This window comes from Ancylobacter gelatini, assembly GCF_022601675.1.
Lineage (GTDB): Bacteria > Pseudomonadota > Alphaproteobacteria > Rhizobiales > Xanthobacteraceae > Ancylobacter > Ancylobacter gelatini.
This window is the reverse complement of sequence record NZ_JAKVIL010000010.1, coordinates 35,799-61,321: the sequence shown is the minus strand read 5'-3', so window position 1 is coordinate 61,321 and position 25,523 is coordinate 35,799. Positions and strand designations below refer to the sequence as shown.

Below are 25,523 nucleotides of genomic sequence, written 5' to 3'. Positions count from 1 at the left end.
AATGATGCGGGCCGCCTTTGGGCGGCCCTTTTCATGTCCGGAGGAATGCCATGCCCGAGAACGCCGCGATGCCAACCTCGACCCGCCCCGCTTTGCCGCGCTTCAGCGAAGAGGCCTGGCAGCGAAATCTCGCGGTCTATGAGGCGATCCGCACCATGCCGTTCAATGAGGCGCTGGCTGCCGGCACGCTCGATGTGGCCCGCTTCAAGCACTACATGATCCAGGACGCGCATTACCTCATCGCGTTCGGCCGTGCGCTGGCGATCGCTGCCGCCAAGGCCGACGACACGGACGGGCTGGTCCAGTTCGCCGAGGGCGCCAAGGTGGCGGTGGTGGTGGAGCGCTCGCTCCATGCCGACTTCTTCACTAAATTCGGCATCGCGCCGGAGGAATTCGCGCAGGCCGAGCTGTCGCCGGTCTGCCATCACTACACCAGCTTCCTGATGGCTACCGCCTATGGCGAGCCTTATCCCGTGGTTCTGGCGGGGCTGCTGCCGTGCTTCTGGATCTATGCCGAGATCGGCCGCGACATCCTCGCTCGCGCCGTACGGCCGAACCCCTATGACGCCTGGATCGACACCTATGCCGGCGAGGAGTTCCACGAGGCGGTGCGCGCGGTGATCGCTACCACCGATCGCGCGGCGGAAAGCGCCTCGCCAGCGGTGCGGGCGCGCATGCACGAGGCCTATGGCCGCGCCAGCCAGCTCGAATGGATGTTCTGGGATTCGGCCTGGCAGCTCGCGGACTGGCCGGTCTGACGATCGGCGACCTGTGCCGGCCGCGCATGGCGCGTGGCACCGAAGATGCTTATGCTTCCCCGAGCAGGCAGGCGCCTGCGCCGAGACGTTCATGGACGACATGATTGCCGATCATCAGGTGACGGGACGCGGCCGCTCCGAGGCCGTCATCCGATCACGCATCCTTCAGGCGATCTTCGAGCGGCGCCTGCCACCGGGCGAGAAGCTCACCGAGGAACGCCTTGCGGAACTGTTCGGCGTCAGCCGAACGGTGGTGCGCCAGGCGCTGGCGCGGCTTGCGCAGGACGGCATCGTGGAGCAGCAGCCCAATCGCGGCGCTTTCGTCGCGGCGCCGACCCGCGCGGATGCCGCACATGTTCTGGCGGCGCGCGCCGTCGTCGAGCCGGAAATTGCGGCGAACGTCGCCTGTTCCTGCGGCGCTCCGGCTTTGGCGCGTCTGCGCGGTCATATTGCGATGGAAGATCAGGCGCGGGCCTCGGGCGACCGGGCGGCGCTGGTGCGGCTCACCGGGGAGTTCCACGTCACGCTGGCAGAGGCGGCGGGCAATCCGGTTTTCGTGCGGCTGCTGACCGAACTGCACGCGCTGAGCTCGCTGGCCATCCTGCTCTATGCGAGGGGCGAGCACGCGGCCTGCCCTCCCCATGAGCACGGGGCCATCGTGGCGGCGATCGAGCGGGGGGACGCTGCCGAGGCGGCACGGCTTATGCGCACGCACATCGCGCATGTCGCCTCCGAGATGGACCTGAGCGAGCCGCTGGCCAAGCCGGCCGGCCTCGCGCAGGCCCTGGGCCTCAAGCCATCGCGCCAGCGGGCACGCTCGCGCGATGTTCGGACTTGACGATCGCGGCGACGCGCCGTGTGGCGGACCGCCGTAAACAGCGCGGAGAGCCGCGATCCGGGATTATTGGGGAACGATCCCGCACAGCCCGCGGCCCTGCCGGCGCACATGCGCCGGAACGCACGCCGTCTCAAGCGGCGCACAGGGCGGCAGGACTGAGCGGCGAGCGGTCAGCGGCGACGGCCGGGAGGCGGACGGCGCTGGCCGCTGCCGGGCGGGGGCGTCGGGCCGCCGGTCTTGTGGCGGAAGTTGATGCGGCCGCGCTCCAGGTCGTAGGGCGACATCTCGACGACGACGCGGTCCCCGACGATGGTGCGGATGCGGTTCTTCTTCATCTTCCCGGCCGCGTAGGCGAGAATTTCATGTTCATTATCGAGCACGACGCGGAAATTTCCGTCGGGCAGCACCTCGGTCACGGTGCCGTCAAACTCGAGCAGTTCCTCTTTCGCCATTCCTGGCTCTCCTCGTAAAGTCCCTTCAGGCTATCGGCTTCTCGCGGCCTGTCGTCAGGGCAATACCCTGACGACGCCGCTTTGTCTCGCTCAACGCGCGGGACGGAAGCTTTTCTGCGGTCCCTCGCGGCGATCTCCGCGCGCGGGCGCCTCGCGGCGGCCCTCGTGGCGGGCGCCGTCGGCACGCGCGCCTTCGTGACGGGGAGCGTCATGACGGGCGCCCTCGGGACGGGGCCGCTCGGTGCGCGCCTCGCCGCCGCGATATTCCGGGCGACGCGGGCTGCGCGCGGGCGGGCGACCCGAACGTTCGCCGTCGCGGCGCGGGCTGTCCTCGCGCGGGCTGTTGAAGCCGGTGGCGCGGCGCGGCTCGCCGCGGCGGTCCGTCGAGGGGATGGTGATCTTGATCAGCCGCTCGATGTCGCGCAGGAAGGCGCGCTCTTCGCCGTCGCACAGCGAGATGGCGATGCCATCGGCGCCGGCGCGCGCGGTGCGGCCGATGCGGTGCACATAGCTTTCCGGGATGTTCGGCAGGTCGTAGTTCACGACATGGCTGACACCCGGCACGTCGATGCCGCGCGCGGCGATGTCGGTCGCCACCAGCACCTTGACCTTGCCCTCGCGGAAGGCGGCCAGAGCACGCTCACGCTGCGGCTGCGACTTGTTGCCGTGGATCGCCTCGGCGTTGATGCCGGCGGTCACCAGGCCCTTCACCACGCGATCGGCGCCGTGCTTGGTGCGCGAGAACACCAGGGCGCGCTCGCAGGACGCATCGGACAGCACCTCGATCAGCAGGTCCGGCTTGCCGGCGCGATCGGTGAAGAACACCTTCTGCGCGATCTTGTCAGCGGTCTTGGCGACCGGGGTCACCGCGACGCGGACCGGGTTGGTCAGCAACTGGTCGGCGAGCTTCTCGATCTCCTTCGGCATGGTCGCCGAGAAGAACAGGTTGCGGCGCTGCTTGGGCAGGCGCGCGACGATGGAGCGGATGGCGTGGATGAAGCCCATGTCCAGCATCTGGTCGGCTTCATCGAGCACGAACACCTCGATCTGGTCGAGGCGCACCGCGTCGTTCTCCACCAGGTCGACCAGGCGGCCCGGCGTGGCGACGAGGATGTCGATGCCGTTCATGAGCGCGCGGGCCTGACGGCCGAGCGGGACGCCGCCGATGGCGAGCGCCGTGGAGGGGCGCACATGCTTGCCATAGAGACGGAAGCTCTCGAGAATCTGGCCGGAGAGCTCGCGGGTCGGGCTCAGCACCAGAACGCGGGCCGAGCGGCGGTCCGGGCGGCGGCGTTCGGTGACGAGATGATTGAGGATCGGCAGGGCGAAGGCAGCGGTCTTGCCGGTGCCGGTCTGCGCGATGCCGATCAGGTCGCGGCCCGCGAGAACCTGCGGAACAGCCTGGGACTGGATCGGCGTGGGGGTGAGATGGTTGGCCTCTTTGAGGGCCTGCAGAATCGGTTCGGCAAGGCCGAGCTCGGCGAAACTGTTCAAGTAGGTGTCTTTCATGGGTGATGGCGCTCGCACGCCGGAATGGCACGCGAGCCGCGCATCAGGGGTGTTGGACACCCCGCGCAGCCTGGGACGTCGGCGATAGGCTGATGATGAAGGGCAGAAGTCTGCTTTGGCGGCTGGCCGGGCTGGCCTTTGCCGAAGCGGAAATCGAGCGACGCGGCCCCGAATACGGGCAATATCCCGTACGAACCGCTATGTGGCCTAAATACGTGTTGATTTCAAGGCGTCACGGCGCGCCTTATAGGTTGAAGCCATGTTTCCCGATGTCGTCGACCTCCGCAGCTTCTATGCCCAGCCCCTCGGCGTGGTCACGCGCCGGCTGGTGGCGCGCGGCATTCGCGCGCGTTTCGACAATGTGCGCGGCCTCTCCGTGCTCGGCATCGGCTATGCCACGCCCTATCTCGGCGTGTTCCGCGAGGAATGCGAGCGCGCGCTGGCGTTCATGCCGGGCGCGCAGGGCGTGACGCGCTGGCCCTCTGCCGCCCCGACGCTGGCGGCACTGGTGGATGAGTGCGAATTGCCGTTGCCCACGGCGGCGATCGACCGGGTGATCGCGGTGCACCTGCTGGAGAACACGCCGGACGCCGAGGAGGTGCTGCGCGAGGTGTGGCGGGTGCTGGCGCCGGGCGGCCGGCTGCTCTGCGTGGTGCCGAACCGGCGCGGCGTGTGGGCGCGGGTCGACAATAATCCCTTCGGCCATGGCCGCCCCTTCTCGCGCACCCAGATCACCGAATTGCTGCGCGAGGCGCTGTTCACCCCGGTCGGCTGGAGCGAGGCGCTGTACATGCCGCCGGTGACGCGGAGCTGGTTCCTGCGCACGGCGGTGGCCTGGGAGCGCGCGGGCGCGACGCTCTCGCTGCCGTTCTCGGGGGTGCACATCGTCGAGGCCGCCAAGCAGGTCTACAAGCCGGTCGCGGTGAAGCGCCGGGCGCGGCTGCGCGTGCTCCAGCCGGTTCTGGCGCCGCAGGCGATCGGCGGATAGCGCCTTCATGGCGAGCAAGAGCTCCCGCGCGTTCAATTCCGGGCCGGTTGCGCGATGCCGCCCGTGGTCGGCGATTCATCGCCAGTGCTGCCGCGCTCTGCTATCAGGTGGAGCGACCTACCTCCGGCAGGGCTGACATGGCCGACGACACGCTCGAAATCGACATCCACCTGCGCCACCTCCGCAATTTCTTCTCGACGCCCGAGGTCGATCCGTTCGAGGGCGAGCATATCGACGAAGCCGGCATCGACCAGATCATCGACGAGCTTCGGGCCGGGCGCATCTGGCGCCGCCGCCGGGTGCGCGCGGTTCTGCATGTGCCGGCCGGCGAGGAAACAGCGTCGCTCGCCCCGCGCATCGCCGAGGCGTTGGTCAATTACTGCGACAAGCATGTCCAATATTCGCGGCGCAAGCTGAACGAGGTGCGGGCCGACGGGCTGCGGGCGCTCGCGGTCGGCGTTCTGTTCCTCGCCTTGTGCATCGGGCTCGCCGGTGCGATCGAGAAGCTGATCGGTTCCGACTCGCTGGCGAGCCGCTTCCTGGTCGAGGGCGCGATCATTGCCGGCTGGGTCGGGCTGTGGCGCCCGATTGAAATCCTGCTGTTCGACTGGTGGCCCTACGCGCTGGACGTGAAGCTCTATGGCGATCTGCGCGCGATGGACATCGTGGTGCGGCCGGTCTGAGGCCTCGCGCGCGAGGCTTCAGCTGGCCAGCCAGTGATCGAGGAAATCGTCGAGCCAGAGCCGGATCCGCGTGTCGTGCTGCAGGCGGTCGGTGAAATGGGCGCGGCGTGGCCGGGCGCCCGGCAGGTTCAGCCGCTCGCTGCCGAGCGTGGTCCAGCGGCACATCATGTGATGCGTCACCTCGGGGTGGAACTGGATGCCGAAAGCGGCAGGCCCGTAGCGGAACGCCTGATTGGGGAAGCTGTCACCTGTCGCCAGGAGCTCGGCGCCCTCGGCGAGATCGAATCCCTCGCGGTGCCAGTGATAGACGTGATCGGGCCAGGCAGCCGTCTCGCCCCCGGTCTCGTCCGCTTCTTGCCGGAACGCCGCTGCGCCATTGGCGGCGAGCAGAGCGGCGCCGGCCTGGGTAACGCGGATCGGGTAGTAGCCGATCTCGACCAGTCCCTCAGGGTGCGGCGCGACGCGGGCGCCGAGATGGCGCGCGAGCATCTGCGCGCCGAGGCAGATGCCGAGATAGGGCTTGCCGGATTGCAGCGGGACGCCGATCCAGTCGATCTCGGTGCGCACATAATCGTGGCAGTCATTCGCGCTCTGCGGCCCGCCGAAGATCACCGCGCCGGCATGCTGGTCCATGGTATCGGGCAGAGGATCGCCCAGGCAGGGACGGCGTATGTCGAGCCGGTAGCCACGTTCGACCAGCAGGCGGCCCAATCGTCCGGGAGAGGAGTGCTCCTGATGAAGCACGATCAGGACCGAGGGGGGCGAGGCAGGTGCGGGCATTCGGCTCCGTCGCGGGGTTGGTGGCCGCGAATCCAGCAGATCCGCGGCTATCGCGACGATGACGCCACGGATTTCCCTGGCATTCAAGGTTTCAGCGCCCGCACTCCATGCATGGCAGGCCCGCTGTTGCCCCGGAGTACCAGTCGCGCGGGGCGGCTGGCGGGCGGTTGCCGTCACTTTATCGTGTGAGCGGGCGCACGGCCTGCCGGACCCGGCGCGGTTGCGAAACGCGGGAACGCGCTTTACCTCCGCGCGGCGGGACAGGCAGTGATGGCCGGTCATGTTGATAGGAAGGCACGCCATGGCACGGCATCTGGAACTCGGGCTCGACACGTTCGGCGACGTCACGCTCGGCCCGGACGGGCAGATGCTTGCGCACGCGCAGGTAATCCGCGATCTGGTGGAGCAGGCGGTGCTGGCCGACCAGCTCGGCGTCGATTTCATCGGGGTCGGCGAGCATCACCGCGCCGATTTCGCGGTATCCTCGCCGGAAATGGTGCTGGCGGCGATTGCCGGGCGCACCACGCGTATCCGGCTCGGCTCGGCGGTGACCGTGCTGTCCTCGGACGAGCCGGTGCGGGTGTTCCAGCGCTTCTCGACGCTCGACGCCGTGTCGAACGGGCGGGCCGAGGTGATCCTCGGGCGCGGTTCCTTCACCGAATCCTTCCCGCTGTTCGGCTTATCCCTCGACCAGTACGAGACGCTGTTTTCCGAGAAGCTCGACCTGTTCGCCAGCCTGCTGAAAGGCGGGGCGGTGACGTGGCGCGGCACGACGCGCGCGGCGCTGGAGAACCAGAGCGTCTATCCGCCGATCGAGAACGGCACGCTCAAGACCTGGATCGGGGTCGGCGGCAGCCCGGAATCCGTGGTGCGCGCGGCGCGCTACGGCCTGCCCTTGATGCTGGCGATCATCGGCGGCAATCCGGCACGCTTCCAGCCCTATGTCGATCTCTACCAGCGCGCCTTCGCCCAGCTCGGCACGCAGGTGCAGCCGATCGGCGTGCATTCGCCCGGCTACATCGCCGACAGCGACGAGCAGGCCCGCGAGGAGTTGTGGCCGCATTACAAGCGCATGCACGACAGGATCGGCGCCGAGCGCGGCTGGCCGGCCATGGAGCGGGACGCCTTCGAGCGCGAGGCGACCCAGGGCTCGCTTTATGTCGGTGCCCCGGAAAGCGTGGCACGGCGCATCGCGGCCACCGCCAAGGCGCTCGACCTCTCGCGCTTCGACCTGAAATACAGCGCCGGCCCGATGCCGCATCGCCAGCTCATGCGCTGCATTGAGCTTTACGGTACGCGGGTGATTCCGCTGGTGCGCGAGATGCTGGCGGAAGGCTGACTCATATGACCCCCTGGCGCCCGAGGGCGCATATTCGCGTGGTGGCGATCGGCCTCCACTGGCGTGAGGGCCGCCTGCTGGCGGCCGAGGTGCGGGACGATGCCGGCCGGCTCAAGGGCGTGCGCCCGCTCGGCGGTGGCGTCGAGTTCGGCGAGAGCTGGCGGGATGCGCTGGCGCGCGAATTCCGCGAGGAACTGGGACTGGATGTGCATGTCGGCCCATGCCGGGCGGTGCTGGAGAACATCTTCAGCCACGAGGGCGCCACCGGCCACGAGGTGGTGTTCGTTGCCGATGTTGTTTTTCCTCCGGGTGTGCTGGACGAAGCGGAGAGCGTCGATTTCGAAGAAGATGGGGGCCAGCCGTGCCGTGCGCGCTGGTATGCGCTGGAGACGCTCGACGGCGACGGCCCGGCACTGTTTCCAAGCGGCTTGAAACGGATGCTGCTCGCGCGGGCGGTGGCGGATTAGGCGTCGCGCGCGCTGCGCGGGTTGCGGGCCGCGAATTCCCGGCTCACCCAGTCGATGAACGCCCGTACCCGCGGCGAGAGCTGGCGGTCACGCGGGTAGAGCAGGTTCACCGGGGTCGGGCTTGGCGGTGTGTCGGTCAGCAGCGGCACCAGCGTGCCGCGCGCGAAATCCTCCTCAAGCCGATAGCGCGGCACCTGGATGATGCCGAGGCCGAGCCGGGCGGCGGCGTACAGGCTGTCCGCGCCGTTCACGGTCACCGTGGCGGGCAGGGTGACGTGGCGCGCCCGTCCCTCCTCGATGAACTCCATCGGCATCACGCTGGCGCTGGCCGAGGACCAGAAGCCGACCATTCGATGGCCCGCGAGGTCATCGACGCTGCGCGGCGTGCCGTGGCGTTCGAGATAGGCCGGCGCGGCGCAGGTGGCCTCTTCCAGCAGCCCGACGCGGCGGGCGATCATGTCGCTGTCGGCCGGCACGCCCACGCGCAGCACGCAGTCGATGCCCTCGCGTACGAGATCCACCAGCCGGTCGCCCTCGCTCATATAGAGCTCCAGCTCGGGATAGGTCGCGAGGAAGTCCGGCAGGCCCGGCAGCATGAAGTGCCGGGCGAGCGTGCCGTGAACGTCGACGCGCAGCAGGCCGCGCGGCCGCGCACCGGCAAAGCCGCCTTCGGCATCCTCGATATCGGCGAGAATGGCGCGGCAGCGCCGGTCATAGGCTTCCCCGTCCAGCGTCGGGCTGACATGGCGGGTGGTGCGGTTGAGCAGCCGCACGCCCAGCCGCGCCTCAAGCTGCTTCACCGCATCGGTCACGGTAGAGCGTGGCAGGCCGACATCCTGCGCCGCGAGGGTGAAGCTGCGCCGCGCCACCACCCGCGTGAACACCTGCATCGCTTCGAGACGGTCCATGATATTTTTCGCAAACGCCGGATAATGATGTCGAACAGTGCATGATTATACGACCCGATCCAATGGTCATGTTAGGCGCATGACCCGCGCCGCTGCGCGGATATGGAGACAGATCATGACCCCACCCAACGACAAGGTGGCCATCGTCACAGGCGCCTCGCGCGGCATCGGCGCCGCGGTGGCCGACCGCCTCGCCCGCGACGGCTATACCGTCATCGTCAATTACGCCGGCAACGCCGCGGCCGCCGAGAAGGTGGTCGGCGCCATCGAGGCGTGGGGCGGACGCGCGCTGGCGGCGCAGGCCGATGTGAGCGCCCCCCAGGCGGTCGCCGCGATGTTCGACAAGGTGGAGGCCGCGTTTGGCGGTGTCGACGTGGTGGTGAACAATGCCGGCGTGATGACGCTCGCTCCGCTGGCGGAGGCCACGGACGATGCGTTCGACCGCCAGTTCGCGATCAATGTGAAGGGCACGTTCAACGTGATGCGCGAGGCCGCGCGGCGGCTGCGCCCGGGCGGCAGCGTGGTGAACTTCTCCTCCAGCGTGATCGGCCTGCGGATGGAGAGCTACGCGCTCTATGCCGCCACCAAGGCGGCGGTGGAGGCGATGACCGCGGTGATGGCCAAGGAGATGCGCGGCCGCGCGATCCGCGTCAATGCGGTCGCGCCCGGCCCGGTGGCGACCGAACTGTTCCTCGACGGCAAGAGCCCCGAACTGATCAATCGCCTCGCCGGGCTCAACCCGATGGAGCGCCTCGGCACGCCGGAGGACATCGCGAACATCGTCTCGCTGCTGGTCGGACCGGATGGCGTCTGGGTCAATGGCCAGGTGCTGCGTGCCAATGGCGGCATGGTGTGAGCGTCAGCTCCGCAGCGCGGCCGCCGGCGACTGGCGATAGGCACTGAGCGCCGGAACCGCCGCGATCAGTGCGCTGATCGCCAGCAGCAGCGCGAAGCGCGACAGGTCCGACCCGGTGAATTCCACCGGCAGCGGCACGCCGCTCATCCCGGCGAGAATGGCCGAGAGCGCGCGGGCCGCGACAAAGCCCAGCCCGAAGCCGGCGACGAGCCCGGCCGCGATCAGCGCGAAGGCCTCCAGCCAGACGATGGCGAAGACCGACAGGCGCGGCGCCCCGAAGGCGCGCAGCGCGCCGATCTGCCGGCGGCGCTGGCCGATGTGCAGGATCACCACGAGAAGGATCGCCGCGCCCACCAGCGCCTGCGCCCCGGCGGCTACCGCGCCGAGCACAAGGCGGGCGTCGCCGAGCGTTCCGTACAGCCGGGTCAGCACCTCGGCCGGGAACACGGCGAGCGTGTGATCGGAACGATAGGCCTGCCGCAGCTTGTAGGCATCGGCGATGGTTCGCGGCTTGACCAGGATGGCCGGCACGCCGGGCGCATGGGGATCGGCGGCGGCGGCAGGATCGATCGCGGTGTCGAGCCCGTCGGCCTCATCATGATCACGATCGCCGTCCGCGTGCTCGCTGGCCCGAACCGGGGCGGGTTCGGCATGGTCGTGCGTGTCGCCGTCCCCGACATCGTGGTTATGCCCCTCATGGGCATGCCCCTCATGGTCGTGTCCTTCATGGTCTTCGGCGTGCTGGCCATGCACCCTCCACACCGCCTCGATCGGCACCAGCAGCGCGCGGTCCCAGGGCGTGCCGGTCGGCTTCATCCGCCCGACGACGCGATAGGCGGCGCCGGTGTGGACATGGCCGCCCTCTTCGGCAAGGCCATGCTGCGGCTTGATCGCGTCGCCCTCGCGCAGGGCGACGCCCGCCCCGATCACCGCTTCGTCCAGCCGGGCGAAGGGCCGCCCCGAGGCAAGCCCGCCGAGCCCGTCCAGCAGCGCTTGCGTGGTGCCGACAATGGGCTGGCGCTCATAGAAATCCCCGAACCCGACCGGCGCGGCATAGGCCACGCGCGGATCGGCGATCAGCCCGGCGAGCACCTCGCCATCCATCAGCGGCAGCGGTGCGGCCTGCAGGAACACGGCGGAAAGCACGAGCTGGGTCTCGCTGCCCGGCGCGCCGACCACGAGGTCGAAAGCCTGCGCCGCGCGGGCGCTGCCAAGCCGCAGCGCGCGTTCCTGAAGCGTGACCACCACGCCGAGCGCGGTGGCGAAGGCGATGATGAGCACGACGGCCAGCGCCCCGGCCCAATGCCGTCGCAGGTCGGCCGCGATGAACCCGAACATGCGCTCACTCCTTCACGAGGCCGGCGTCCAGCCGCAACGTTCGGCCGAGCCGGCCGACGAGCCGGGGATCGTGCGTGGCGACAATGAGGGTGGCAGCGGCCTCATGGGCGAGTTCCAGCAGCAGATCGGATACCGCCGCGCCGGACGCGTCATCGAGGCTGGCGGTCGGCTCGTCGGCAATGATGATTCGCGGGTGCGCTGCTAGGGCCCGCGCCACGGCGACGCGCTGCATCTGGCCGCGCGACAGGGTTTCGATGTGCTGGTCGTGCCGCGCGATGCCGACCCGGTCCAGCAGTCGCGCGGCTTCCGCCGCCGCGCCGGAGGGCAGCCGAAACCGGGCGAGGCGCTGTGGCAGCAATACGTTGTCGCGCGCCGAGAGGCCGGGGAACAGATGAAAATCCTGCATCACCAGCCCGACATGGCCGGCGCGCCAGCGGTCCCGCCCGCCTTCGGAAAGCCGCGCGATGTCGACGCCGTCCCACAGCACGGCGCCTGTGTCGGGGCGCTCCATCCCGGTGACGATGTTGAGGAGGGTGGTCTTGCCCGAACCGGATGGCCCGGTGAGCGCCACATGTTCGCCCGGCGCCAGATCGAGCGCGGGAACGGACAGGGCGGGCCGCTCGAGACCGGGGAAGCGCACCTCGACGCCGCGCAAAGCGAGGGCGGTCGGCGCGGGCTCCGGGGCGCTGGCGAGGGTCATGGTCACGCCGTCGCCAGGCTGGCGCCGACGATGCGCAGCAGGCTGACGAAGCCGGTCGCCGGGTCGGTCCAGGAGCCGACCTCCAGCGTGCCGCGCACCTCGATCAGCGCATTGGCCTGCTCGAAGGTCTGCGCGCGTTCGAGATAGACCACGACGATATTGTCCGGCCAGTCGGCATCGGACGAGCAGAACGGGCAGATCGACATCGGGATTTCGGTGAGCACGAAGAAGTCCGCCTCGGCCTTGAGCGGCGGGGCCATGTAGCCCTTCATCGTCACCTGTCGGCCGGAAAGCGCCTTCACCTTTTCCGAGAAGGTGAGGCCGAGCACGCCCACCGAGCCGTACAACTCGTCGAAGTCGAGCGCCTCGGTGGCGAGGGCCGCGCATGGCAGAACGGGCGCGAACAGGCTGGAAAGCACGATGCCGGCCCCGCCCAGCACGAGGCGGCGCGAGAGGATATGCGGGTTCATCGCCGGTGGCTCCTGAACGGGGCGCGACCCGGGCGTCACCGTCCGGGCCGCGAAGATGGGGAACGCCGCCGGGGTCAGTCGGCCTGCGGGCCGACGGCCATCGCTTCCATCAGCACGCGGTAGACGTCGCTCTGCTCCATGTATCCGCGGAAGCCGTCGGCGCCGGGGCCGGTGACCTGCAGCACCACGTCGTCGACGGCGTGGACGGCGGTGTCGCTGGAGCGGGGAAGGTTGCCCTCGCGCAGCACCGCGCCGGGCACGTCCTTATAGGCCTGGTTGGCGACGTATTGCTTCTTCTCGTTCTGCACCGCCGGCTCGAACGGGCCTTCCAGCTTCGGGCGGAAGGTTTCGTAATAGTCGGGGAAGTTGTTGGCGAACAGCATCAGGCGGCGCGAGACGTCGATGCGGTCGGGATAGCCGTCGCCGTTCTTGTCCTCATAGTTCGGGAAGCCGGCATCGGCATAGACGCCGACCTTCTCCCGCATCTCGGTGCCCGGCTTGTCGTCGTCCACCGTGCCGACGATGGCCACGCCATGGGTGTGGTCGCCGGTGACGACGATCAGCGTGTCGGGGTGGGTCTTGGCGAAATCGAGCGCGGCGCCGATGGCCTGGTCCAACTCGATGGTCTCGACGAGGGCGCGGTCCCAGTCCATCGGGTGGGACATCTTGTCGATCGAGGAGCCTTCCACCATCAGGAAGAAGCCCTCCGGGTTCTTCGACAATTCGCCGAGCGCGACCTTGGTCATCTCGACGAGGCCGGGCTGGTTCGGGAACTTCGACACGGTGCCTTTCTTCAGGAACTCGCGATCGAGCGTCGTGTCCATGTTTCCGGTGTGGAACAGGCCGAGAATCTTGCCGGAATTGGTGCCGGCGGCGGCGGCCAGTTCGGTCTTGTCGGTGGCGAGCGTGTAGCCGGCCTCGCGGAACATCGTGATGAAGTCCTGCTCGTCCTTGCGCTTCGAGCCCGGCGTGCTCTTGGGCAGGAAATAGGCCGAGCCGCCGCCGAGGATCACATCTGGCTTCACGGCGAACATCTGGCCGACCACCGCGGCCTTTTCCGAGCGGAGGCGGGTGTGGGCGACCACGGCGGCCGGGGTGGCGTCCTCGATCTCGGAGGGGGCGACGATGCCGATCGACTTCCTGGTGGTGCGGCGCAGCGCCTCGGCGATGTTCTCGACGCGCGGGTCGTCGAACGCGTCCTTGGTGCGGTCGGCATAGACGCCGATGGCGTTCACCGCGGTCTTGTGGCCGGTCATGTAGGCCGACATGGTGTTGGCGCTGTCGGTGGCGATGGCGTTGGTGGCCGAGGTGCCGATGAAGGCGGCTGGCGGGATGCCGTCCATGTTGAGGCGGCCATCGGCCTTGCCCTCATGCATGCCCTTCGACATCAGGCGGGCGCCGGTGCGGTGGGCGACCGACAGGCCATCACCGAGGAAGAAGATGACGTTCCGGGCCTTGGCGGTGGCCGGGGTGCCGTAGACTTCCCAGTTCACCGTCCTGGTCTCGGCTCCGGCCTTGGCCTCGACCGTGTACATGCCGGGCTTGGGAAGCGCGCCGGCGCGGATCAGCACGGCGGAGGCCTCGAAGCCGGGTTCCTTCTCGACGAACACGACATCCTTGCCGAGCACCTTGGCGGCGGGCTCGCCATTGATGGTGACGGTGACGTCCGCCGGCTTCACCACGGTGTCGAATTCCACCTTCAGGTCGAAGGGCGAGCCGGCGAGGATGGTGGCGCGGTCGAGCGGGTACACCGTCGCAGCCTGCGCGGCCGAGAACAGGCAGGTGGTGGCGGCAAGGGCTGCGATGAGCGAGCGCATCGGCGGGTCTCCCCAGAAGATGATGGATCAGCGGTTGCGGATGGGCGGTATTGGTCGGCGCTCTGGCTAAAGCCGGCACATGTCACCGGAATGACTGCCGTTGCGTCAGGCGGGCGTGTGCCGTCCCGTTCCGCTCCGGGGCGAAAGAGACGCCCGATTTCCGGCGACGCGTGGTGCCGCGCGGCGCTAGGCTGTCGCCATGTTGTTCGATCTTCCTCCCGCCCCGGTGCTCTATGAGGCCCTGCTCGCGCGCGACGGCGCCTATGAGGGCCGGGCCTATGTCGGCGTCACCTCCACCGGAATCTTCTGTCGGCTGACCTGCCCGGCGCGCAAGCCGAAGCCGGAGAACTGCCGCTTCTTCGCCAGCGTGCCGGAATGCCTTGCGGCAGGCTTTCGCGCCTGCAAACGCTGTGCCCCGCTCGCCCCGGCGGCTGAGAGCGATCCCGCGATACGCACGTTGCTGGGCGCGCTGGAGCAGCGGCCGGCCTATCGCTGGAGCGAGCAGGATGTCGAGCGGATGGGGCTGGATCCCTCCACGGTGCGGCGCGCCTTCCGGCGGCATTTCGGCATGACGTTCCTCGAAATGGCGCGGATGGAGCGGCTGCGCGCCGGCTTCCAGACGCTGGGCGAGGGCGGGCGGGTGATCGACGCGCAGCTGGAAGCCGGCTTCGCCTCACCGGAAGGGTTTCGCGAGGCGTTCGCGCGGCTTGCGGGCGTGGCGCCGGGCAAGCTGTCGCGGGTGCCGCTGCTGGCCGCGCACTGGCTCGATACCCCGCTCGGCGCCATGGTGGCGATCTGCGACGCCGAGCGGCTGCATCTCTTGGAATTCGCCGACCGCAAGGGCCTTCCCGCCGAGTTGCGCCGGCTGAACGGGCTCGCGCGCGGCACGCTCGGCATTGCCCGCATAGCCCTGCACGACCGGCTGGCGGGCGAACTGGACCGCTATTTCGCCGGCCGGGAAGGCGGGTTCTCGATCCCGCTCGCGCTCCATGGCAGCGCCTTCACCCGCGCGGTGTGGGCGGAGCTGATGAAAATCCCGCCCGGGGTCACCCGCAGCTATGCCGACATCGCGCGGGCGCTGGGCCAGCCGCTCGCCGTGCGCGCGGTCGCCCGCGCCAATGGCGCCAACCAGATCGCGCTGCTGATCCCCTGCCACCGCGTGATCGGTGCCGATGGCTCGCTCACCGGCTATGGCGGCGGGCTGTGGCGCAAGCAGAAGCTCATCGAGATCGAACACCGGCTTGCCCATGGAAGCGCCGTCGACGACAACCGCACACCGGGCGCGGCTTAGGAATCGGGCGGCTATGTCATGCGACAGTGCGGCTTTGGCATGCCCGCACCGCATGGCTCAGCCGTTGCGCGCGCTTCATTCGGCGTCGGCCTGCGTATATGAGGGGTGTCATAAAACAGGCGGTCCGGCCGGTATGGCGGCCGCCTCGAACCGACCCGCGACGCATGTTCCATTCGCCGGCCCGTCCGTGGCCGCAAGGAGATTGCGTCCGGCCCCTCAGCCGGGTTCGTTTCGACAGGCCGCCGCCGGCTTGCCGTGACGACCCGCAGCGTTGTCCGACCGCCGTGACGGCGGCCGGCCGCGCTGCTCTCGGAGCGTCCAGCATGTCCGACACCCTCGCCGCCCCGGCGACCGCCCCCGCCGCCGTCAATCCGCGCTCGCGCGTCATTCTCGCCAGCCTCGTCGGCACCACCATCGAGTTCTATGATTTCTACGTCTATGCCACGGCGGCGGTTCTGGTGTTTCCGCACCTGTTCTTCCCGGCCGGCAACGACACGACGGCGCTGCTCGCCTCCTTCGCCGTGTTCGGCGCGGCCATGGTGGCGCGCCCGCTCGGGGCGATCTTCTTTGGCCATCTCGGCGACAGGCGGGGGCGCAAGGTGACGCTGGTCGGTGCGCTGCTGACCATGGGCATCGCCACCTTCCTGATCGGCGCGCTGCCCACCTTCCCGATGGTCGGCTGGCTGGCGCCGGCGCTGCTGGTCGTGCTCCGCCTCGCGCAGGGTTTCGCGCTGGGCGGCGAATGGAGCGGGGCGGCGCTGGTCGCCACCGAGAACGCCCCGCCCGGCAAGCGCGCCATCTTCGGCACCTTCCCGCAGCTCGGCGCCCCGCTCGGCTTCATTATCGCCAACGGCCTGTTCCTGATCATCGCGGCGGTGCTGCCTTCCGAAGACCCCTCGCGCCCCTCCGATGCCTTCCTGAGCTGGGGCTGGCGCGTGCCGTTCCTGTTCTCGGCGGTGATGGTGATCGTCGGCCTGTGGGTGCGGCTGAACCTCGTGGAAAGCACCGCCTTCGAGAAGACGGTCAAGGCCGGAAAGGTGAAGAGCCTGCCGCTAGCGAGCGTGTTCCGCACCCATGGCAGGCAGGTCGTGCTCGGCACGTTCTACATGCTGGCGACCTATGTGCTTTTCTACCTGATGACCACCTTCTCGCTCAGCTATGGTCGCGCCTCGGGCGCCGCCGCGCTGCCGGGGCTGGGCTATGATTACACCAGCTTCGTGCTGATGATGATCTTCGGCGTGGTGTTCTTCGGTATCTTCACCATGGCCTCCGGCCCCTGGGCCGACCGCCACGGCCGCCGTGCGACGCTGATCGGCGTCACGCTCGCCATCGTGGTGTTCGGATTGCTCTGGGTGCCGATGCTCTCGGCCGGCTTCGTCGGCGTCATGGCGTGGCTGGTGATCGGCTTCAGCCTGATGGGCATGACCTTCGGCCCGATGGGCGCGCTGCTGCCGGAACTGTTCCCGGCCAATGTGCGCTACACCGGCTCGGGCATCGCCTACAACGTGTCGTCGATCCTCGGCGCGGCGGTGGCGCCGTTCATCGCGGTGGCGCTGTGGAGCTATGGCGGGGGCAGCCCGTTCTGGGTCGGGATCTACCTCTCCGCCATGGCGCTGATCACGCTGGTCGCGCTGCTGCTCGGCTCGGAGACCAAGGACATCGACATCGAGGCATGACGCCCCGATGTCGTCCGATACGCCCTGCCGGCTTAGCCGCCGGCGGGCTTTTCGATGTGGCCGCCGAACTGGTAGCGCATGGCTGAGAGCAGCTTCTCGCCGAAGGTGTGGTCCTGCCGCGAGCGGAAGCGGGTGTAGAGCGCTGCGGTGAGCACTTCGGCGGACACCGCCTCCTCGATCGCGGCCTGCACGGTCCAGCGCCCCTCGCCGGAATCGGCGACCGCGCCGGAATATTCGGCGAGTTCCTCGCTCTGGGCGAGCGCGATGGCCGAGAGGTCCAGCAGCCAGGACGACACCACGCTGCCGCGCCGCCACACCTCGGCGATGTCCGGCAGGTTGAGCGTGAAGCGCTCGGCCTCTGGCAGCTCTTCCGACGATTTGCGCTTCATGATCTCGAAGCCCTCGGCATAGGCCTGCATCAGGCCGTACTCGATGCCGTTATGGACCATCTTGACGAAATGCCCCGCGCCGGCCGGGCCGGCATGGATGTAACCCTGCTCGGCGCGGGCGTCGCGGCCCTCGCGGCCGGGGGTGAGCGGAATGTCGCCGATACCGGGGGCGAGGGTGCGGAAGATCGGGTCGAGCCGGTCCACGGAGGCCTTCTCGCCGCCGATCATCATGCAATAGCCGCGATCGAGACCCCAGACGCCGCCCGATGTGCCGACATCGACATAGACCACACCACGCTCGCGCAGCATGGCGGCGCGGCGGATGTCGTCCTTGTAGAAGCTGTTGCCGCCGTCGATCACGGTGTCGCCCGGCGCCATCATGGCGGCGAGGGCGGTGACGGTTTCCTCGGTCGGCCCGCCGGCCGGCAGCATCACCCACACTGCGCGCGGGGCCTCCAGCTTCTCCACCATGTCGGCGAGGCTGGTGGCGGCAATGTTGCCTTCCTTGGCGAGTTCGGCGACGGCGGCCTCGCTGCGGTCCCAGACGACGCAGGAATGGCCGTCGCGCGCGAGGCGCCGCGCGATGTTCGCGCCCATGCGGCCGAGGCCGACAATACCGATCTGCATCTGTTGTTCTCCCGATTCACCGACGGACGCCCGCACCTTAGCGCATCAAGGTGACACGGGCATGCGGGAGCGAACAGGCTGGGGCGGCGCGGGTCAACCCGAAAGACGGGCGGTTTCGACAGGCTGACAATGGCTTGTCACGCAGTTGCGATTAATTTGCACTTGCAAAAATCCGGCGGCGGCTGAATTATGCTTTTGCAAATCAATCGCAAGAAGGCAGCCGGATGCTTCACACTTCCAGACGGACGCTGCTGACGGGACTGCCGGGAGCCGTTCTCGCGATTGCCTTCGCCGGCGTACCGGCACAGGCGCAGCAGGACGGCAAGTTCAAGGCGGTGACCACCTTCACCGTGATCGCGGACATTGCGCGCAATGTCGCCGGCGATGCGGCGATCGTGGAATCCATCACCAAGCCCGGCGCCGAGATTCACAATTACCAGCCCACCCCCGGCGATATCCGCAAGGCGCAGGGCGCGCAGCTCATCCTGTGGAACGGGCTGAACCTCGAATTGTGGTTCGAGAAGTTCTTCCAGAACCTCAAGGGCGTGCCCGGCGTGGTGGTGTCCGAAGGCGTCGAGCCGATGGGCATCGCGGAAGGGCCCTATACCGGCAAGCCGAACCCCCATGCCTGGATGTCGCCGGAAGCGGCGATGATCTATGTCGATAACATCGCGAACGCCTTCGCCAAATACGACGCGGCCAACGCCGCCACCTACAAGGCGAATGCCGAGGCCTACAAGGCGAAGATCCGTGCCGCGATCGACCCGATCAAGGCCGAGCTCGCCGCCATCCCGCCGGAAAAGCGCTGGTTGGTCTCGAGCGAGGGAGCGTTCTCCTATCTCGCCCGCGATTTCGGGCTCAAGGAGCTCTATCTCTGGCCGATCAATGCCGACCAGCAGGGCACGCCGAAACAGGTCCGCAAGGTGATCGACGCGGTGCGCGCCAACAACATCCCGGTCGTGTTCTCGGAAAGCACGATCTCGCCGGCCCCCGCCCAGCAGGTGGCGCGCGAGACCGGGGCGGCCTATGGCGGCGTGCTCTATGTCGATTCCCTCACCGAGGGCGACGGGCCGGTGCCGACCTATATCGACCTGTTGCGCGTGACCTCCGACACCATCGCCAAGGGCCTCGCCAAATGAACGCTCCGCTGCGCGAGGCTGCCGCCTGCGAACTCGAGGGGAACAGCGCCGGCATTTGCGTGCGCGGGGCGAGCGTGACCTATCGCAACGGCCACACCGCGCTGCGCGACGCCTCGTTCCAGATTCCGACCGGCACCATCACCGCGCTGGTGGGGGTCAACGGCTCGGGCAAGTCCACCTTGTTCAAGGCGATCATGGGATTTGTGAGCCTGGCGGCGGGCTCGATCCGCCTGCTCGGCCTGCCGGTGGAGACCGCGCTCAAGCGCAACCTCGTCGCCTATGTGCCGCAGGCCGAGGAGGTGGACTGGAGTTTCCCGGTCCTGGTCGAGGACGTGGTGATGATGGGCCGCTACGGCCACATGAACTTCATGCGCATCCCCCGCGCCGCCGACCATGCGGCGGTGACCGCCGCGCTGGAGCGCGTGGGCATGGCCGAGTTCCGCAAGCGCCAGATCGGCGAACTCTCCGGCGGCCAGAAGAAGCGTGTGTTCCTCGCCCGCGCGCTGGCGCAGGACAGCCGCGTGATCCTGCTCGACGAGCCCTTTACCGGGGTCGACGTGAAGACCGAGGACGCGATCATCACCCTGTTGCGCGCGCTGCGCGACGAGGGGCGGGTGATGCTGGTCTCCACCCATAATCTCGGCAGCGTGCCGGAATTCTGCGACCGCACCGTGCTGCTCAAGGGCACCGTGCTGGCCTATGGCCCTACGGCCGAGACCTTCACCCAGGCCAATCTGGAGAAGACCTTCGGCGGTGTGCTGCGCCATGTGGTGTTCGACGAGGCGCAGAACGGCGCGCATCCGCTCGGCGTGTTCACCGATGACGAGCGCGCGCTGGTGCTCCAGCGCGGCAAGCCGGTCTCGCGCGAGCCGGCACGTCCGCCGGCGGGTGGAGCCGGTTCATGAGCGCGCTGCTGCTGGAGCCGTTCGGCTATGAATATATGCGCAGCGCCATGTGGGTGTCGGCGCTGGTCGGCGGCGTGTGCGCGTTCCTGTCCTGCTATCTCATGCTCAAGGGCTGGTCGCTGATCGGCGACGCGCTCTCGCACTCCATCGTGCCCGGCGTTGCCGGCGCCTATATGCTGGGCCTGCCGTTCTCGATCGGCGCGTTCTTCTCCGGCGCGCTGGCGGCGGGGGCGATGCTGTTCCTCAACCAGCGCACAAGGCTGAAGGAGGACGCCATCATCGGGCTGATCTTCTCCTCCTTCTTCGGCCTCGGGCTGTTCATGATCTCGCTGTCGCCGACCTCGGTGAACATCCAGACCATCGTGCTCGGCAATATCCTCGCCATCACGCCGGCGGACACGCTGCAACTCGCCATCATCGGCTTCGTCTCGCTCGCCATCCTGCTGGTGAAGTGGAAGGACCTGATGGTGGTGTTCTTCGACGAAAGCCACGCCCGCACCATCGGCCTCAACCCGACGGCACTGAAGATCCTGTTCTTCTCGTTGCTGGCGGCGTGCACCGTCGCGGCCCTGCAGACGGTGGGTGCGTTCCTCGTGATCTGCATGGTGGTGACGCCCGGCGCCACCGCCTATCTGCTCACCGACCGCTTTCCGCGCCTGCTGGCGACTGCGGTTGCCATCGGCACGGTGACCAGCTTCGTCGGCGCCTATGCCAGCTATTTCCTCGACGGCGCGACCGGGGGCATCATCGTGGTGCTGCAGACGCTGGTGTTCCTCGCGGCCTTCGTGTTCGCCCCCAAGCACGGCATGCTCGCCGCCCGGCGCCGCGCGGCGCGGGTGCTGCGGGCCGACGCACCGGAGGAAGCGGCATGATCGAGACGCTGCTGGAGCCGTTCCAGTTCGAGTTCATGGTCAATGCCCTGGTCATCGCGGCGCTGGTCGCGGTGCCGGCGGCGCTGCTGTCCTGCTTCATGGTGCTGAAGGGCTGGTCGCTGATGGGCGACGCCATCAGCCACGGCGTGCTGCCCGGCGTGGTGCTGGCCTATATTGTGGGGCTGCCGCTGGGGATTGGCGCCTTTGCCGCCGGCATGTTCTGCGCGCTCGCCACCGGATTCCTCAAGGAGAACAGCCGCATCAAGCAGGACACGGTGATGGGTATCGTGTTCTCCGGCATGTTCGGCGTCGGGCTGGTCATGTATGTGAAGATCCAGACCGACGTGCATCTCGACCACATCCTGTTCGGCGACATGCTCGGCGTCTCCTGGGGGGACATTGCCGAGACCGCCGCGATCGCCGCGCTCACCACCGGGATCGTCGCGCTGAAATGGCGGGACCTGCTGCTGCACGCGTTCGATCCTGCGCAGGCGCGCGTGGTCGGCCTGCCGGTACGGCTGCTGCATTACGGGCTGCTCGCGCTGATCTCGCTGACCATTGTCGGGGCGCTGAAGGCGGTGGGCATCATCCTCGCCATCGCCATGCTGATCTCGCCCGGCGCCATCGCCTTCCTGCTGACGCGGCGCTTCTCGCACATGCTGGTGGCGGCGGTCAGCGTGGCGGTGGGCGCCTCGGTCCTCGGCGTCTACCTCTCCTTCTTCCTCGACAGCGCGCCGGCGCCGACCATCGTGCTGTTGATGAGCCTCACCTTCGTGGCGGCGTTCATCCGGGTAACGCGGCGCGCGGCGCGCGCCGAGCGCGCGGGCGGGGCGAACGAGGCCGCGTGAGAGAGGGCGCCGGCTGTTCGTCCGCTCCCGGATCGGCTAGGTATCGTCCGGGAGGCGTCAATGATCACGCTCTATTCCTACCCGATGCTGTTCGGCGTCGCCGACAATAATGGCTATGGCCTGAAGATCTTCGCGGTTCTCCGGCTTGCGGGGCTGCCTTTCGAGCACAGGCACCTGCTCGACGCCTCGGCCGCGCCGCGCGGGCAACTGCCCTATATCGAGGATGACGGCGAGGCGATCGGCGACAGCTCCGCCATCATCGCCCATCTGGAGCGCCGTCACGGCCTCAGTCTCGATGCCGGCCTCAGCCGCGCCCAGCGCGACACCGGCCACATGGTCACGCGCATGCTCGATGACCTTTACTGGGTCATGTCCTATTCGCGCTGGAAGGACGAGGCCTACTGGCCGCAGTTCCGCGATGCGCTGCTGGCACAGCACCCCGAGCTGACCGGCGAGGCGCTGCTCAAGGCCAAAGAGTTCAATGCCAAGCGCTATTACTATCAGGGCATCGGCCGCTACGAGCCGAAGGACGCCTATGCGCGCGGGCTCGCCGACCTTCAGGTGCTGGCCGACCTGATCCCGGAAGACGGCTATCTGTTCGGCGACGCGCCCTCGACCGTGGATGCCGGCATCTACGGCTTTCTCGCCAACATCTATTATTACGAGATCGACACCCCGCTGCGCGCGCTGGTCGGGGAGCGCCCCAATCTCGTGCGGCACTGCACGGCGATCCACGCCGCCATTTCCGGCGGCTGACGGGAGGTCACGCGCTGCGCGCCATCGATTTCAGTTCCTGGCAGGGCCTTGGCACCACGCTGTTCGGCCTCTTGCTGTTCGCCTTCGTCGGCGTCGGCATCCGCCTTCTGATGATGTTGACCATCCAGCAGCGCCGCGAGCGGATGAATCGCCAGATCAACGAGCGGCTGCGCACGCTGATTGCCGCCTACAAGGTGCTCGGCGGGTCGTTCACCGGCAATCTGGCGGTCGATCCCCGGCATCTGGGCGATCTGCGCCGGCAGGCGGCGGAGCTGGCGGACGAAGCGGCCTCGATGCCCGGTCCCGCCGAGGGGTCGGAGCGGCGGCGGCGCATCCGCGACGCGGTGGAGGCGGCGCTGTCGGACATCATCCTGCTCGGCACGGAGGAGCATGTCCGGCTGGCGCAGCGCGCGGTGAACGAGCTGATCGCCGGTCGTCCGGTGCACACCGATGAGCTGGTGGTCGCGCTGCGCAATTTCATCCGCGAGGCGCTGGACCTCGATCCGATTCCGGCCGATGTCGCAATCCCCCGGCAGGGCCCGACGCGGCCCGCGCCATCCGGTGGGCGCGGCAAGGGTGAGGGCGCACGAAGTGACGGGGGACGCGGCGAGGGCGGCCGGGGCGGCGGAATGGGCGCCGGCGCCGGCCTGGCGCTCGGCCCCGACGACGGGAGCGACGACCCGACGGCCGGAAGCCCCGGTGGGCGATGACGGTTTCGCCCGCGCTGTGAGGTCCTGCGTGCGCCGAACCAGCCGTGCGGGCCGGGCATGGGTGCCATTTCCGCGCAACGGTACGGCAACCATGGCTTTGTGGCCCGCTCTGAATTAGAAGAAGAGCCGTTCCGCCGTCTGAGATGGCCTGTTGCGTGCTGGCTTGCCCTGCGCGCATCGTGGCGCTCGCGGCTCTCCGCCGGAGCACCGCGCTTTTTCGCGCGGGTTCGCCCGGCCAAAAGGCTGTTCATTCCGTGGCTTTCACGACCTCCAATCCCGCGCTCGGCCGTGCCCTCGCCGCCCGCAACTATAACGACCCGACCCCGGTGCAGGCGGCCGTCGCCGCGGCCGAGACCGCCGGGCGCGACCTTCTGGTCTCCGCGCAGACCGGTTCCGGCAAGACGGTGGCCTTCGGCCTCGCCATCGCCGAGACCCTGCTCGGCACGCAGGAGCGCTTCGGTCCCGCCGCGACCCCGCTGGCGCTGGTGGTGGCACCGACCCGCGAACTCGCCCTCCAGGTCCAGCGCGAATTCGTCTGGCTGTTCGCCGAGACCGGCGCGCGCATCGTTTCCTGCGTCGGCGGCATGGACGCGCGCGCCGAGCAGCGCCAGCTGGATTATGGCGCGCATATCGTGGTCGGCACGCCCGGCCGGCTGCGCGACCATCTGGAGCGCGGACGCCTCGACCTCTCCGCATTGCGCGTCGCCGTGCTGGATGAGGCCGACGAGATGCTCGACCTGGGCTTCCGCGAGGACCTCGAATTCATCCTCGACGCCACCCCGCCGGAGCGCCGCAGCCTGCTGTTCTCCGCCACCCTGCCGCGCGGCATCCTCGCGCTGGCCGGCCGCTACCAGACCGACGCGCTGCGCGTCGAGGTTGCCAATACCGTGGGCGGCCATGCCGACATCGAATATCGCGTGATGCGCATCGCGCCGAAGGAGATGGAGCACGCAGTGGTCAACGTGCTGCGCTTCTACGAATCCCCGACCGCCATGGTGTTCTGCAACACCCGCTCGGTGGTGCGCCACCTGCACGCCACCTTGCAGGAGCGCGGCTTTTCCGCGGTCTCGCTCTCGGGCGAACTCAGCCAGAACGACCGCAACCAGGCGCTCCAGGCGCTGCGCGACGGCCGCGCCCGCGTGTGCGTCGCCACCGACGTCGCCGCGCGCGGCATCGACCTGCCCAATCTCGGCCTCGTCATCCACGCCGAGCTGCCCAATGATGCGGAAAGCCTCCAGCACCGTTCCGGCCGCACCGGCCGCGCCGGGCGCAAGGGGGTGAGCGTGCTGCTGGTGCCGCCGATGCGCCGGCGCCGCGCCACCGACCTCATGGCCGGGCTCGGCATCAATGTGGCGTGGACCGCCGCGCCCTCGCCGGAGGAAATCGGCCAGCTCGACCGCGAGCGGCTGCTGCGCGACCCGCTGCTGACCGAGGAGGTGGGCGAGGACGAGCTGGTGCTCGGCCGCGACCTGCTCGCCGCCTACACGCCCGAACATATCGCCGCGGCGCTGGCCCGGCTCTACCGCTCGCGCCTGCCGGCGCCTGAAGAGGTGGAAGACCCCGGCGAGGGCCGGACCCTGCGCGAGCGCGCGCCTCGCCGCGACTTCGCCGCGCCGGGCGAGGGCGGCTCCACCTGGTTCCGCCTCAATATCGGCCGCACCAAGAATGCCGATCCGCGCTGGCTGCTGCCGCTGATCTGCCGGCGTGGCAACATCACCAAGAAGGAGATCGGCGCGATCCGCATCTTCGAGAACGAGACCGCCTTCGAGATCCAGGCCGGAGCGGCCGAGGCGTTCGGCCGCGCAGCGCTGGGCTCGGGCGGCAAGGGCGAGGTGATCGAGCCGTTGCCCGGTGGCCTTTCCTCGCTGAGCGACGAGGGCCGCGCCGGCCCGCGCCGGTCGTTCGGGAAACCGCGCGACGAGCGCCCGCGGGAGCCCCGCTCCTATGGCGACCGGCCCCGTGAGGATCGCCCGCGCGAGGAGCGGCCGCGCGAGGATCGCGCCTTCACCGATCGTCCGCGCACCTTCCGCCCGCGCGAGGAGCGCGGCGCCGAGGAACGGCCGGGCACGGCGCCGAAGAAGCCTTATCGCAAGCCGGACGAAGCCCGCGGCTTCGATCCGCTGGCCGAGCGTCCCGCGCCGGCCAGGCCGCGCGCCAAGAGCTTCGAGGGCAAAAGCTTCGAGGACCGCCCGCCGCGTCCCGAAGGTTTCAAGGGCAAGGGTGCTCGCCCCGCCTATGCGCCGCGTACGGATGAGGGCGGCGCGCCGCGCAAGCCCTCCGGCAAGGCCGAGGGCGCTGCCGGCAAGAAGCCCGGCAAATCCGGCAAGCCGAACGGCAAGCCGGGCGGGGCCTTCGGCGACAAGCCCAAAGGCAAGCCCGGCCGCTGAGCGGCTGGGGATACGGGCAA

25 protein-coding genes are annotated in these 25,523 nt (G+C 68.9%); 16 read left to right on the top strand and 9 right to left on the bottom strand.

Going from position 1 to position 25,523, the window contains the following annotated elements:
- Positions 1–50 precede the first annotated feature (50 nt).
- A complete protein-coding gene (tenA, locus tag MKI84_RS16520; protein ID WP_241621350.1) occupies positions 51–758 on the top strand; it encodes a thiaminase II in 708 nt (235 codons plus the stop codon).
- 91 nt (positions 759–849) lie between these two features.
- Positions 850–1,596 carry a GntR family transcriptional regulator gene (locus MKI84_RS20685; protein WP_281063244.1) on the top strand — a complete coding sequence of 249 codons (747 nt, stop codon included), beginning with the start codon at positions 850–852 and terminating at the stop codon, positions 1,594–1,596.
- Between the two features lie 170 nt (positions 1,597–1,766).
- On the opposite strand, the gene infA is transcribed toward MKI84_RS20685, so the two are convergent.
- The gene (gene infA / locus MKI84_RS16505; protein WP_241621349.1) at positions 1,767–2,048 is read right to left on the bottom strand and encodes a translation initiation factor IF-1; all 282 of its coding nucleotides are present in this window, start codon (positions 2,046–2,048) and stop codon (positions 1,767–1,769) included.
- 90 nt (positions 2,049–2,138) lie between these two features.
- The gene (locus MKI84_RS16500) at positions 2,139–3,557 is read right to left on the bottom strand and encodes a DEAD/DEAH box helicase (RefSeq protein WP_241621348.1); all 1,419 of its coding nucleotides are present in this window, start codon (positions 3,555–3,557) and stop codon (positions 2,139–2,141) included.
- A 259-nt stretch (positions 3,558–3,816) separates the two neighbouring features.
- On the opposite strand from MKI84_RS16500, the gene MKI84_RS16495 reads away from it, so the two are divergent.
- Both MKI84_RS16495 and MKI84_RS16490 read left to right on the top strand, forming a co-directional pair.
- Entirely contained in the window at positions 3,817–4,545 is a 729-nt protein-coding gene (locus tag MKI84_RS16495) for a class I SAM-dependent methyltransferase (RefSeq protein WP_241621347.1), read from the top strand.
- 137 nt (positions 4,546–4,682) lie between these two features.
- Positions 4,683–5,228: a hypothetical protein gene (locus MKI84_RS16490; protein WP_241621346.1), complete on the top strand. Its 546-nt coding sequence runs from the start codon at positions 4,683–4,685 to the stop codon at positions 5,226–5,228.
- A gap of 18 nt (positions 5,229–5,246) precedes the next feature.
- Here the strand turns inward: MKI84_RS16490 and MKI84_RS16485 are convergent, their stop codons facing one another.
- Positions 5,247–6,008, bottom strand: coding sequence for a glutamine amidotransferase (locus tag MKI84_RS16485; RefSeq protein WP_241621345.1), 762 nt, complete (start codon positions 6,006–6,008; stop codon positions 5,247–5,249).
- Positions 6,009–6,309: 301 nt separating this feature from the next.
- On the opposite strand from MKI84_RS16485, the gene MKI84_RS16480 reads away from it, so the two are divergent.
- Together MKI84_RS16480 and MKI84_RS16475 are read left to right on the top strand one after the other, a co-directional pair.
- Positions 6,310–7,347, top strand: coding sequence for an LLM class flavin-dependent oxidoreductase (locus tag MKI84_RS16480; RefSeq protein WP_241621344.1), 1,038 nt, complete (start codon positions 6,310–6,312; stop codon positions 7,345–7,347).
- A 5-nt stretch (positions 7,348–7,352) separates the two neighbouring features.
- Entirely contained in the window at positions 7,353–7,814 is a 462-nt protein-coding gene (locus MKI84_RS16475; RefSeq protein ID WP_241621343.1) for an NUDIX hydrolase, read from the top strand.
- On the opposite strand, the gene MKI84_RS16470 is transcribed toward MKI84_RS16475, so the two are convergent.
- Positions 7,811–8,722, bottom strand: a complete 912-nt coding sequence (locus tag MKI84_RS16470) for a LysR family transcriptional regulator (protein ID WP_241621342.1) — start codon at positions 8,720–8,722, stop codon at positions 7,811–7,813. The genes MKI84_RS16475 and MKI84_RS16470 overlap by 4 nt on opposite strands.
- 115 nt (positions 8,723–8,837) lie before the next feature.
- Here MKI84_RS16470 and MKI84_RS16465 point away from each other — a divergent pair, with 115 nt between their 5' ends.
- Positions 8,838–9,578, top strand: a complete 741-nt coding sequence (locus tag MKI84_RS16465) for an SDR family oxidoreductase (RefSeq protein WP_241621341.1) — start codon at positions 8,838–8,840, stop codon at positions 9,576–9,578.
- A 3-nt stretch (positions 9,579–9,581) separates the two neighbouring features.
- Here the strand turns inward: MKI84_RS16465 and MKI84_RS16460 are convergent, their stop codons facing one another.
- From MKI84_RS16460 to MKI84_RS16445, 4 genes are all read right to left on the bottom strand, one after another.
- Positions 9,582–10,916 (bottom strand): ABC transporter permease, encoded by a 1,335-nt coding sequence (locus tag MKI84_RS16460; RefSeq protein WP_241621340.1) that lies wholly within the window; start codon positions 10,914–10,916, stop codon positions 9,582–9,584.
- A gap of 4 nt (positions 10,917–10,920) precedes the next feature.
- Positions 10,921–11,616, bottom strand: coding sequence for an ABC transporter ATP-binding protein (locus MKI84_RS16455; protein WP_241621453.1), 696 nt, complete (start codon positions 11,614–11,616; stop codon positions 10,921–10,923).
- Between the two features lie 2 nt (positions 11,617–11,618).
- On the bottom strand, positions 11,619–12,086 hold the full coding sequence (locus MKI84_RS16450) for a hypothetical protein (protein ID WP_241621339.1): 468 nt from the start codon (positions 12,084–12,086) through the stop codon (positions 11,619–11,621).
- A gap of 74 nt (positions 12,087–12,160) precedes the next feature.
- Entirely contained in the window at positions 12,161–13,903 is a 1,743-nt protein-coding gene (locus MKI84_RS16445; protein ID WP_241621338.1) for an alkaline phosphatase, read from the bottom strand.
- 199 nt (positions 13,904–14,102) lie between these two features.
- Here MKI84_RS16445 and MKI84_RS16440 point away from each other — a divergent pair, with 199 nt between their 5' ends.
- Together MKI84_RS16440 and MKI84_RS16435 are read left to right on the top strand one after the other, a co-directional pair.
- Positions 14,103–15,194, top strand: a complete 1,092-nt coding sequence (locus MKI84_RS16440; protein WP_241621337.1) for a bifunctional transcriptional activator/DNA repair enzyme AdaA — start codon at positions 14,103–14,105, stop codon at positions 15,192–15,194.
- A gap of 323 nt (positions 15,195–15,517) precedes the next feature.
- Complete coding sequence (locus MKI84_RS16435; RefSeq protein ID WP_241621336.1) at positions 15,518–16,870, top strand: MFS transporter; 1,353 nt, start codon at positions 15,518–15,520, stop codon at positions 16,868–16,870.
- A gap of 32 nt (positions 16,871–16,902) precedes the next feature.
- Here the strand turns inward: MKI84_RS16435 and gnd are convergent, their stop codons facing one another.
- The gene (gene gnd, locus MKI84_RS16430) at positions 16,903–17,886 is read right to left on the bottom strand and encodes a phosphogluconate dehydrogenase (NAD(+)-dependent, decarboxylating) (RefSeq protein WP_241621335.1); all 984 of its coding nucleotides are present in this window, start codon (positions 17,884–17,886) and stop codon (positions 16,903–16,905) included.
- A 224-nt stretch (positions 17,887–18,110) separates the two neighbouring features.
- On the opposite strand from gnd, the gene MKI84_RS16425 reads away from it, so the two are divergent.
- The 7 genes from MKI84_RS16425 to MKI84_RS16395 all read left to right on the top strand — a co-directional run bounded on the left by MKI84_RS16425 (position 18,111) and on the right by MKI84_RS16395 (position 25,503).
- Positions 18,111–19,025 (top strand): metal ABC transporter substrate-binding protein, encoded by a 915-nt coding sequence (locus MKI84_RS16425; protein ID WP_241621334.1) that lies wholly within the window; start codon positions 18,111–18,113, stop codon positions 19,023–19,025.
- Positions 19,022–19,930: a manganese/iron ABC transporter ATP-binding protein gene (locus MKI84_RS16420; RefSeq protein WP_241621332.1), complete on the top strand. Its 909-nt coding sequence runs from the start codon at positions 19,022–19,024 to the stop codon at positions 19,928–19,930. Before MKI84_RS16425 ends, MKI84_RS16420 begins: the two co-directional genes overlap by 4 nt.
- Complete coding sequence (gene sitC / locus MKI84_RS16415; protein WP_241621330.1) at positions 19,927–20,802, top strand: iron/manganese ABC transporter permease subunit SitC; 876 nt, start codon at positions 19,927–19,929, stop codon at positions 20,800–20,802. Before MKI84_RS16420 ends, sitC begins: the two co-directional genes overlap by 4 nt.
- Positions 20,799–21,650 carry a metal ABC transporter permease gene (locus MKI84_RS16410; protein ID WP_241621329.1) on the top strand — a complete coding sequence of 284 codons (852 nt, stop codon included), beginning with the start codon at positions 20,799–20,801 and terminating at the stop codon, positions 21,648–21,650. Before sitC ends, MKI84_RS16410 begins: the two co-directional genes overlap by 4 nt.
- Positions 21,651–21,710: 60 nt before the next feature.
- Positions 21,711–22,406, top strand: coding sequence for a glutathione S-transferase family protein (locus tag MKI84_RS16405; RefSeq protein ID WP_241621327.1), 696 nt, complete (start codon positions 21,711–21,713; stop codon positions 22,404–22,406).
- Between the two features lie 71 nt (positions 22,407–22,477).
- Positions 22,478–23,116 (top strand): hypothetical protein, encoded by a 639-nt coding sequence (locus MKI84_RS16400; protein WP_241621326.1) that lies wholly within the window; start codon positions 22,478–22,480, stop codon positions 23,114–23,116.
- Between the two features lie 254 nt (positions 23,117–23,370).
- Positions 23,371–25,503, top strand: a complete 2,133-nt coding sequence (locus MKI84_RS16395) for a DEAD/DEAH box helicase (RefSeq protein ID WP_241621324.1) — start codon at positions 23,371–23,373, stop codon at positions 25,501–25,503.
- Positions 25,504–25,523 lie beyond the last annotated feature (20 nt).

Excerpts from the sequence above, each read along its gene's own strand:
- tenA (WP_241621350.1), top strand. The coding sequence starts at position 51 with ATGCCCGAGAACGCCGCGATGCCAACCTCGACCCGCCCCGCTTTGCCG.
- MKI84_RS20685 (WP_281063244.1), top strand. The coding sequence starts at position 850 with ATGGACGACATGATTGCCGATCATCAGGTGACGGGACGCGGCCGCTCC.
- infA (WP_241621349.1), bottom strand. The coding sequence starts at position 2,048 with ATGGCGAAAGAGGAACTGCTCGAGTTTGACGGCACCGTGACCGAGGTG.
- MKI84_RS16500 (WP_241621348.1), bottom strand. The coding sequence starts at position 3,557 with ATGAAAGACACCTACTTGAACAGTTTCGCCGAGCTCGGCCTTGCCGAA.
- MKI84_RS16495 (WP_241621347.1), top strand. The coding sequence starts at position 3,817 with ATGTTTCCCGATGTCGTCGACCTCCGCAGCTTCTATGCCCAGCCCCTC.
- MKI84_RS16490 (WP_241621346.1), top strand. The coding sequence starts at position 4,683 with ATGGCCGACGACACGCTCGAAATCGACATCCACCTGCGCCACCTCCGC.
- MKI84_RS16485 (WP_241621345.1), bottom strand. The coding sequence starts at position 6,008 with ATGCCCGCACCTGCCTCGCCCCCCTCGGTCCTGATCGTGCTTCATCAG.
- MKI84_RS16480 (WP_241621344.1), top strand. The coding sequence starts at position 6,310 with ATGGCACGGCATCTGGAACTCGGGCTCGACACGTTCGGCGACGTCACG.
- MKI84_RS16475 (WP_241621343.1), top strand. The coding sequence starts at position 7,353 with ATGACCCCCTGGCGCCCGAGGGCGCATATTCGCGTGGTGGCGATCGGC.
- MKI84_RS16470 (WP_241621342.1), bottom strand. The coding sequence starts at position 8,722 with ATGGACCGTCTCGAAGCGATGCAGGTGTTCACGCGGGTGGTGGCGCGG.
- MKI84_RS16465 (WP_241621341.1), top strand. The coding sequence starts at position 8,838 with ATGACCCCACCCAACGACAAGGTGGCCATCGTCACAGGCGCCTCGCGC.
- MKI84_RS16460 (WP_241621340.1), bottom strand. The coding sequence starts at position 10,916 with ATGTTCGGGTTCATCGCGGCCGACCTGCGACGGCATTGGGCCGGGGCG.
- MKI84_RS16455 (WP_241621453.1), bottom strand. The coding sequence starts at position 11,616 with ATGACCCTCGCCAGCGCCCCGGAGCCCGCGCCGACCGCCCTCGCTTTG.
- MKI84_RS16450 (WP_241621339.1), bottom strand. The coding sequence starts at position 12,086 with ATGAACCCGCATATCCTCTCGCGCCGCCTCGTGCTGGGCGGGGCCGGC.
- MKI84_RS16445 (WP_241621338.1), bottom strand. The coding sequence starts at position 13,903 with ATGCGCTCGCTCATCGCAGCCCTTGCCGCCACCACCTGCCTGTTCTCG.
- MKI84_RS16440 (WP_241621337.1), top strand. The coding sequence starts at position 14,103 with ATGTTGTTCGATCTTCCTCCCGCCCCGGTGCTCTATGAGGCCCTGCTC.
- MKI84_RS16435 (WP_241621336.1), top strand. The coding sequence starts at position 15,518 with ATGTCCGACACCCTCGCCGCCCCGGCGACCGCCCCCGCCGCCGTCAAT.
- gnd (WP_241621335.1), bottom strand. The coding sequence starts at position 17,886 with ATGCAGATCGGTATTGTCGGCCTCGGCCGCATGGGCGCGAACATCGCG.
- MKI84_RS16425 (WP_241621334.1), top strand. The coding sequence starts at position 18,111 with ATGCTTCACACTTCCAGACGGACGCTGCTGACGGGACTGCCGGGAGCC.
- MKI84_RS16420 (WP_241621332.1), top strand. The coding sequence starts at position 19,022 with ATGAACGCTCCGCTGCGCGAGGCTGCCGCCTGCGAACTCGAGGGGAAC.
- sitC (WP_241621330.1), top strand. The coding sequence starts at position 19,927 with ATGAGCGCGCTGCTGCTGGAGCCGTTCGGCTATGAATATATGCGCAGC.
- MKI84_RS16410 (WP_241621329.1), top strand. The coding sequence starts at position 20,799 with ATGATCGAGACGCTGCTGGAGCCGTTCCAGTTCGAGTTCATGGTCAAT.
- MKI84_RS16405 (WP_241621327.1), top strand. The coding sequence starts at position 21,711 with ATGATCACGCTCTATTCCTACCCGATGCTGTTCGGCGTCGCCGACAAT.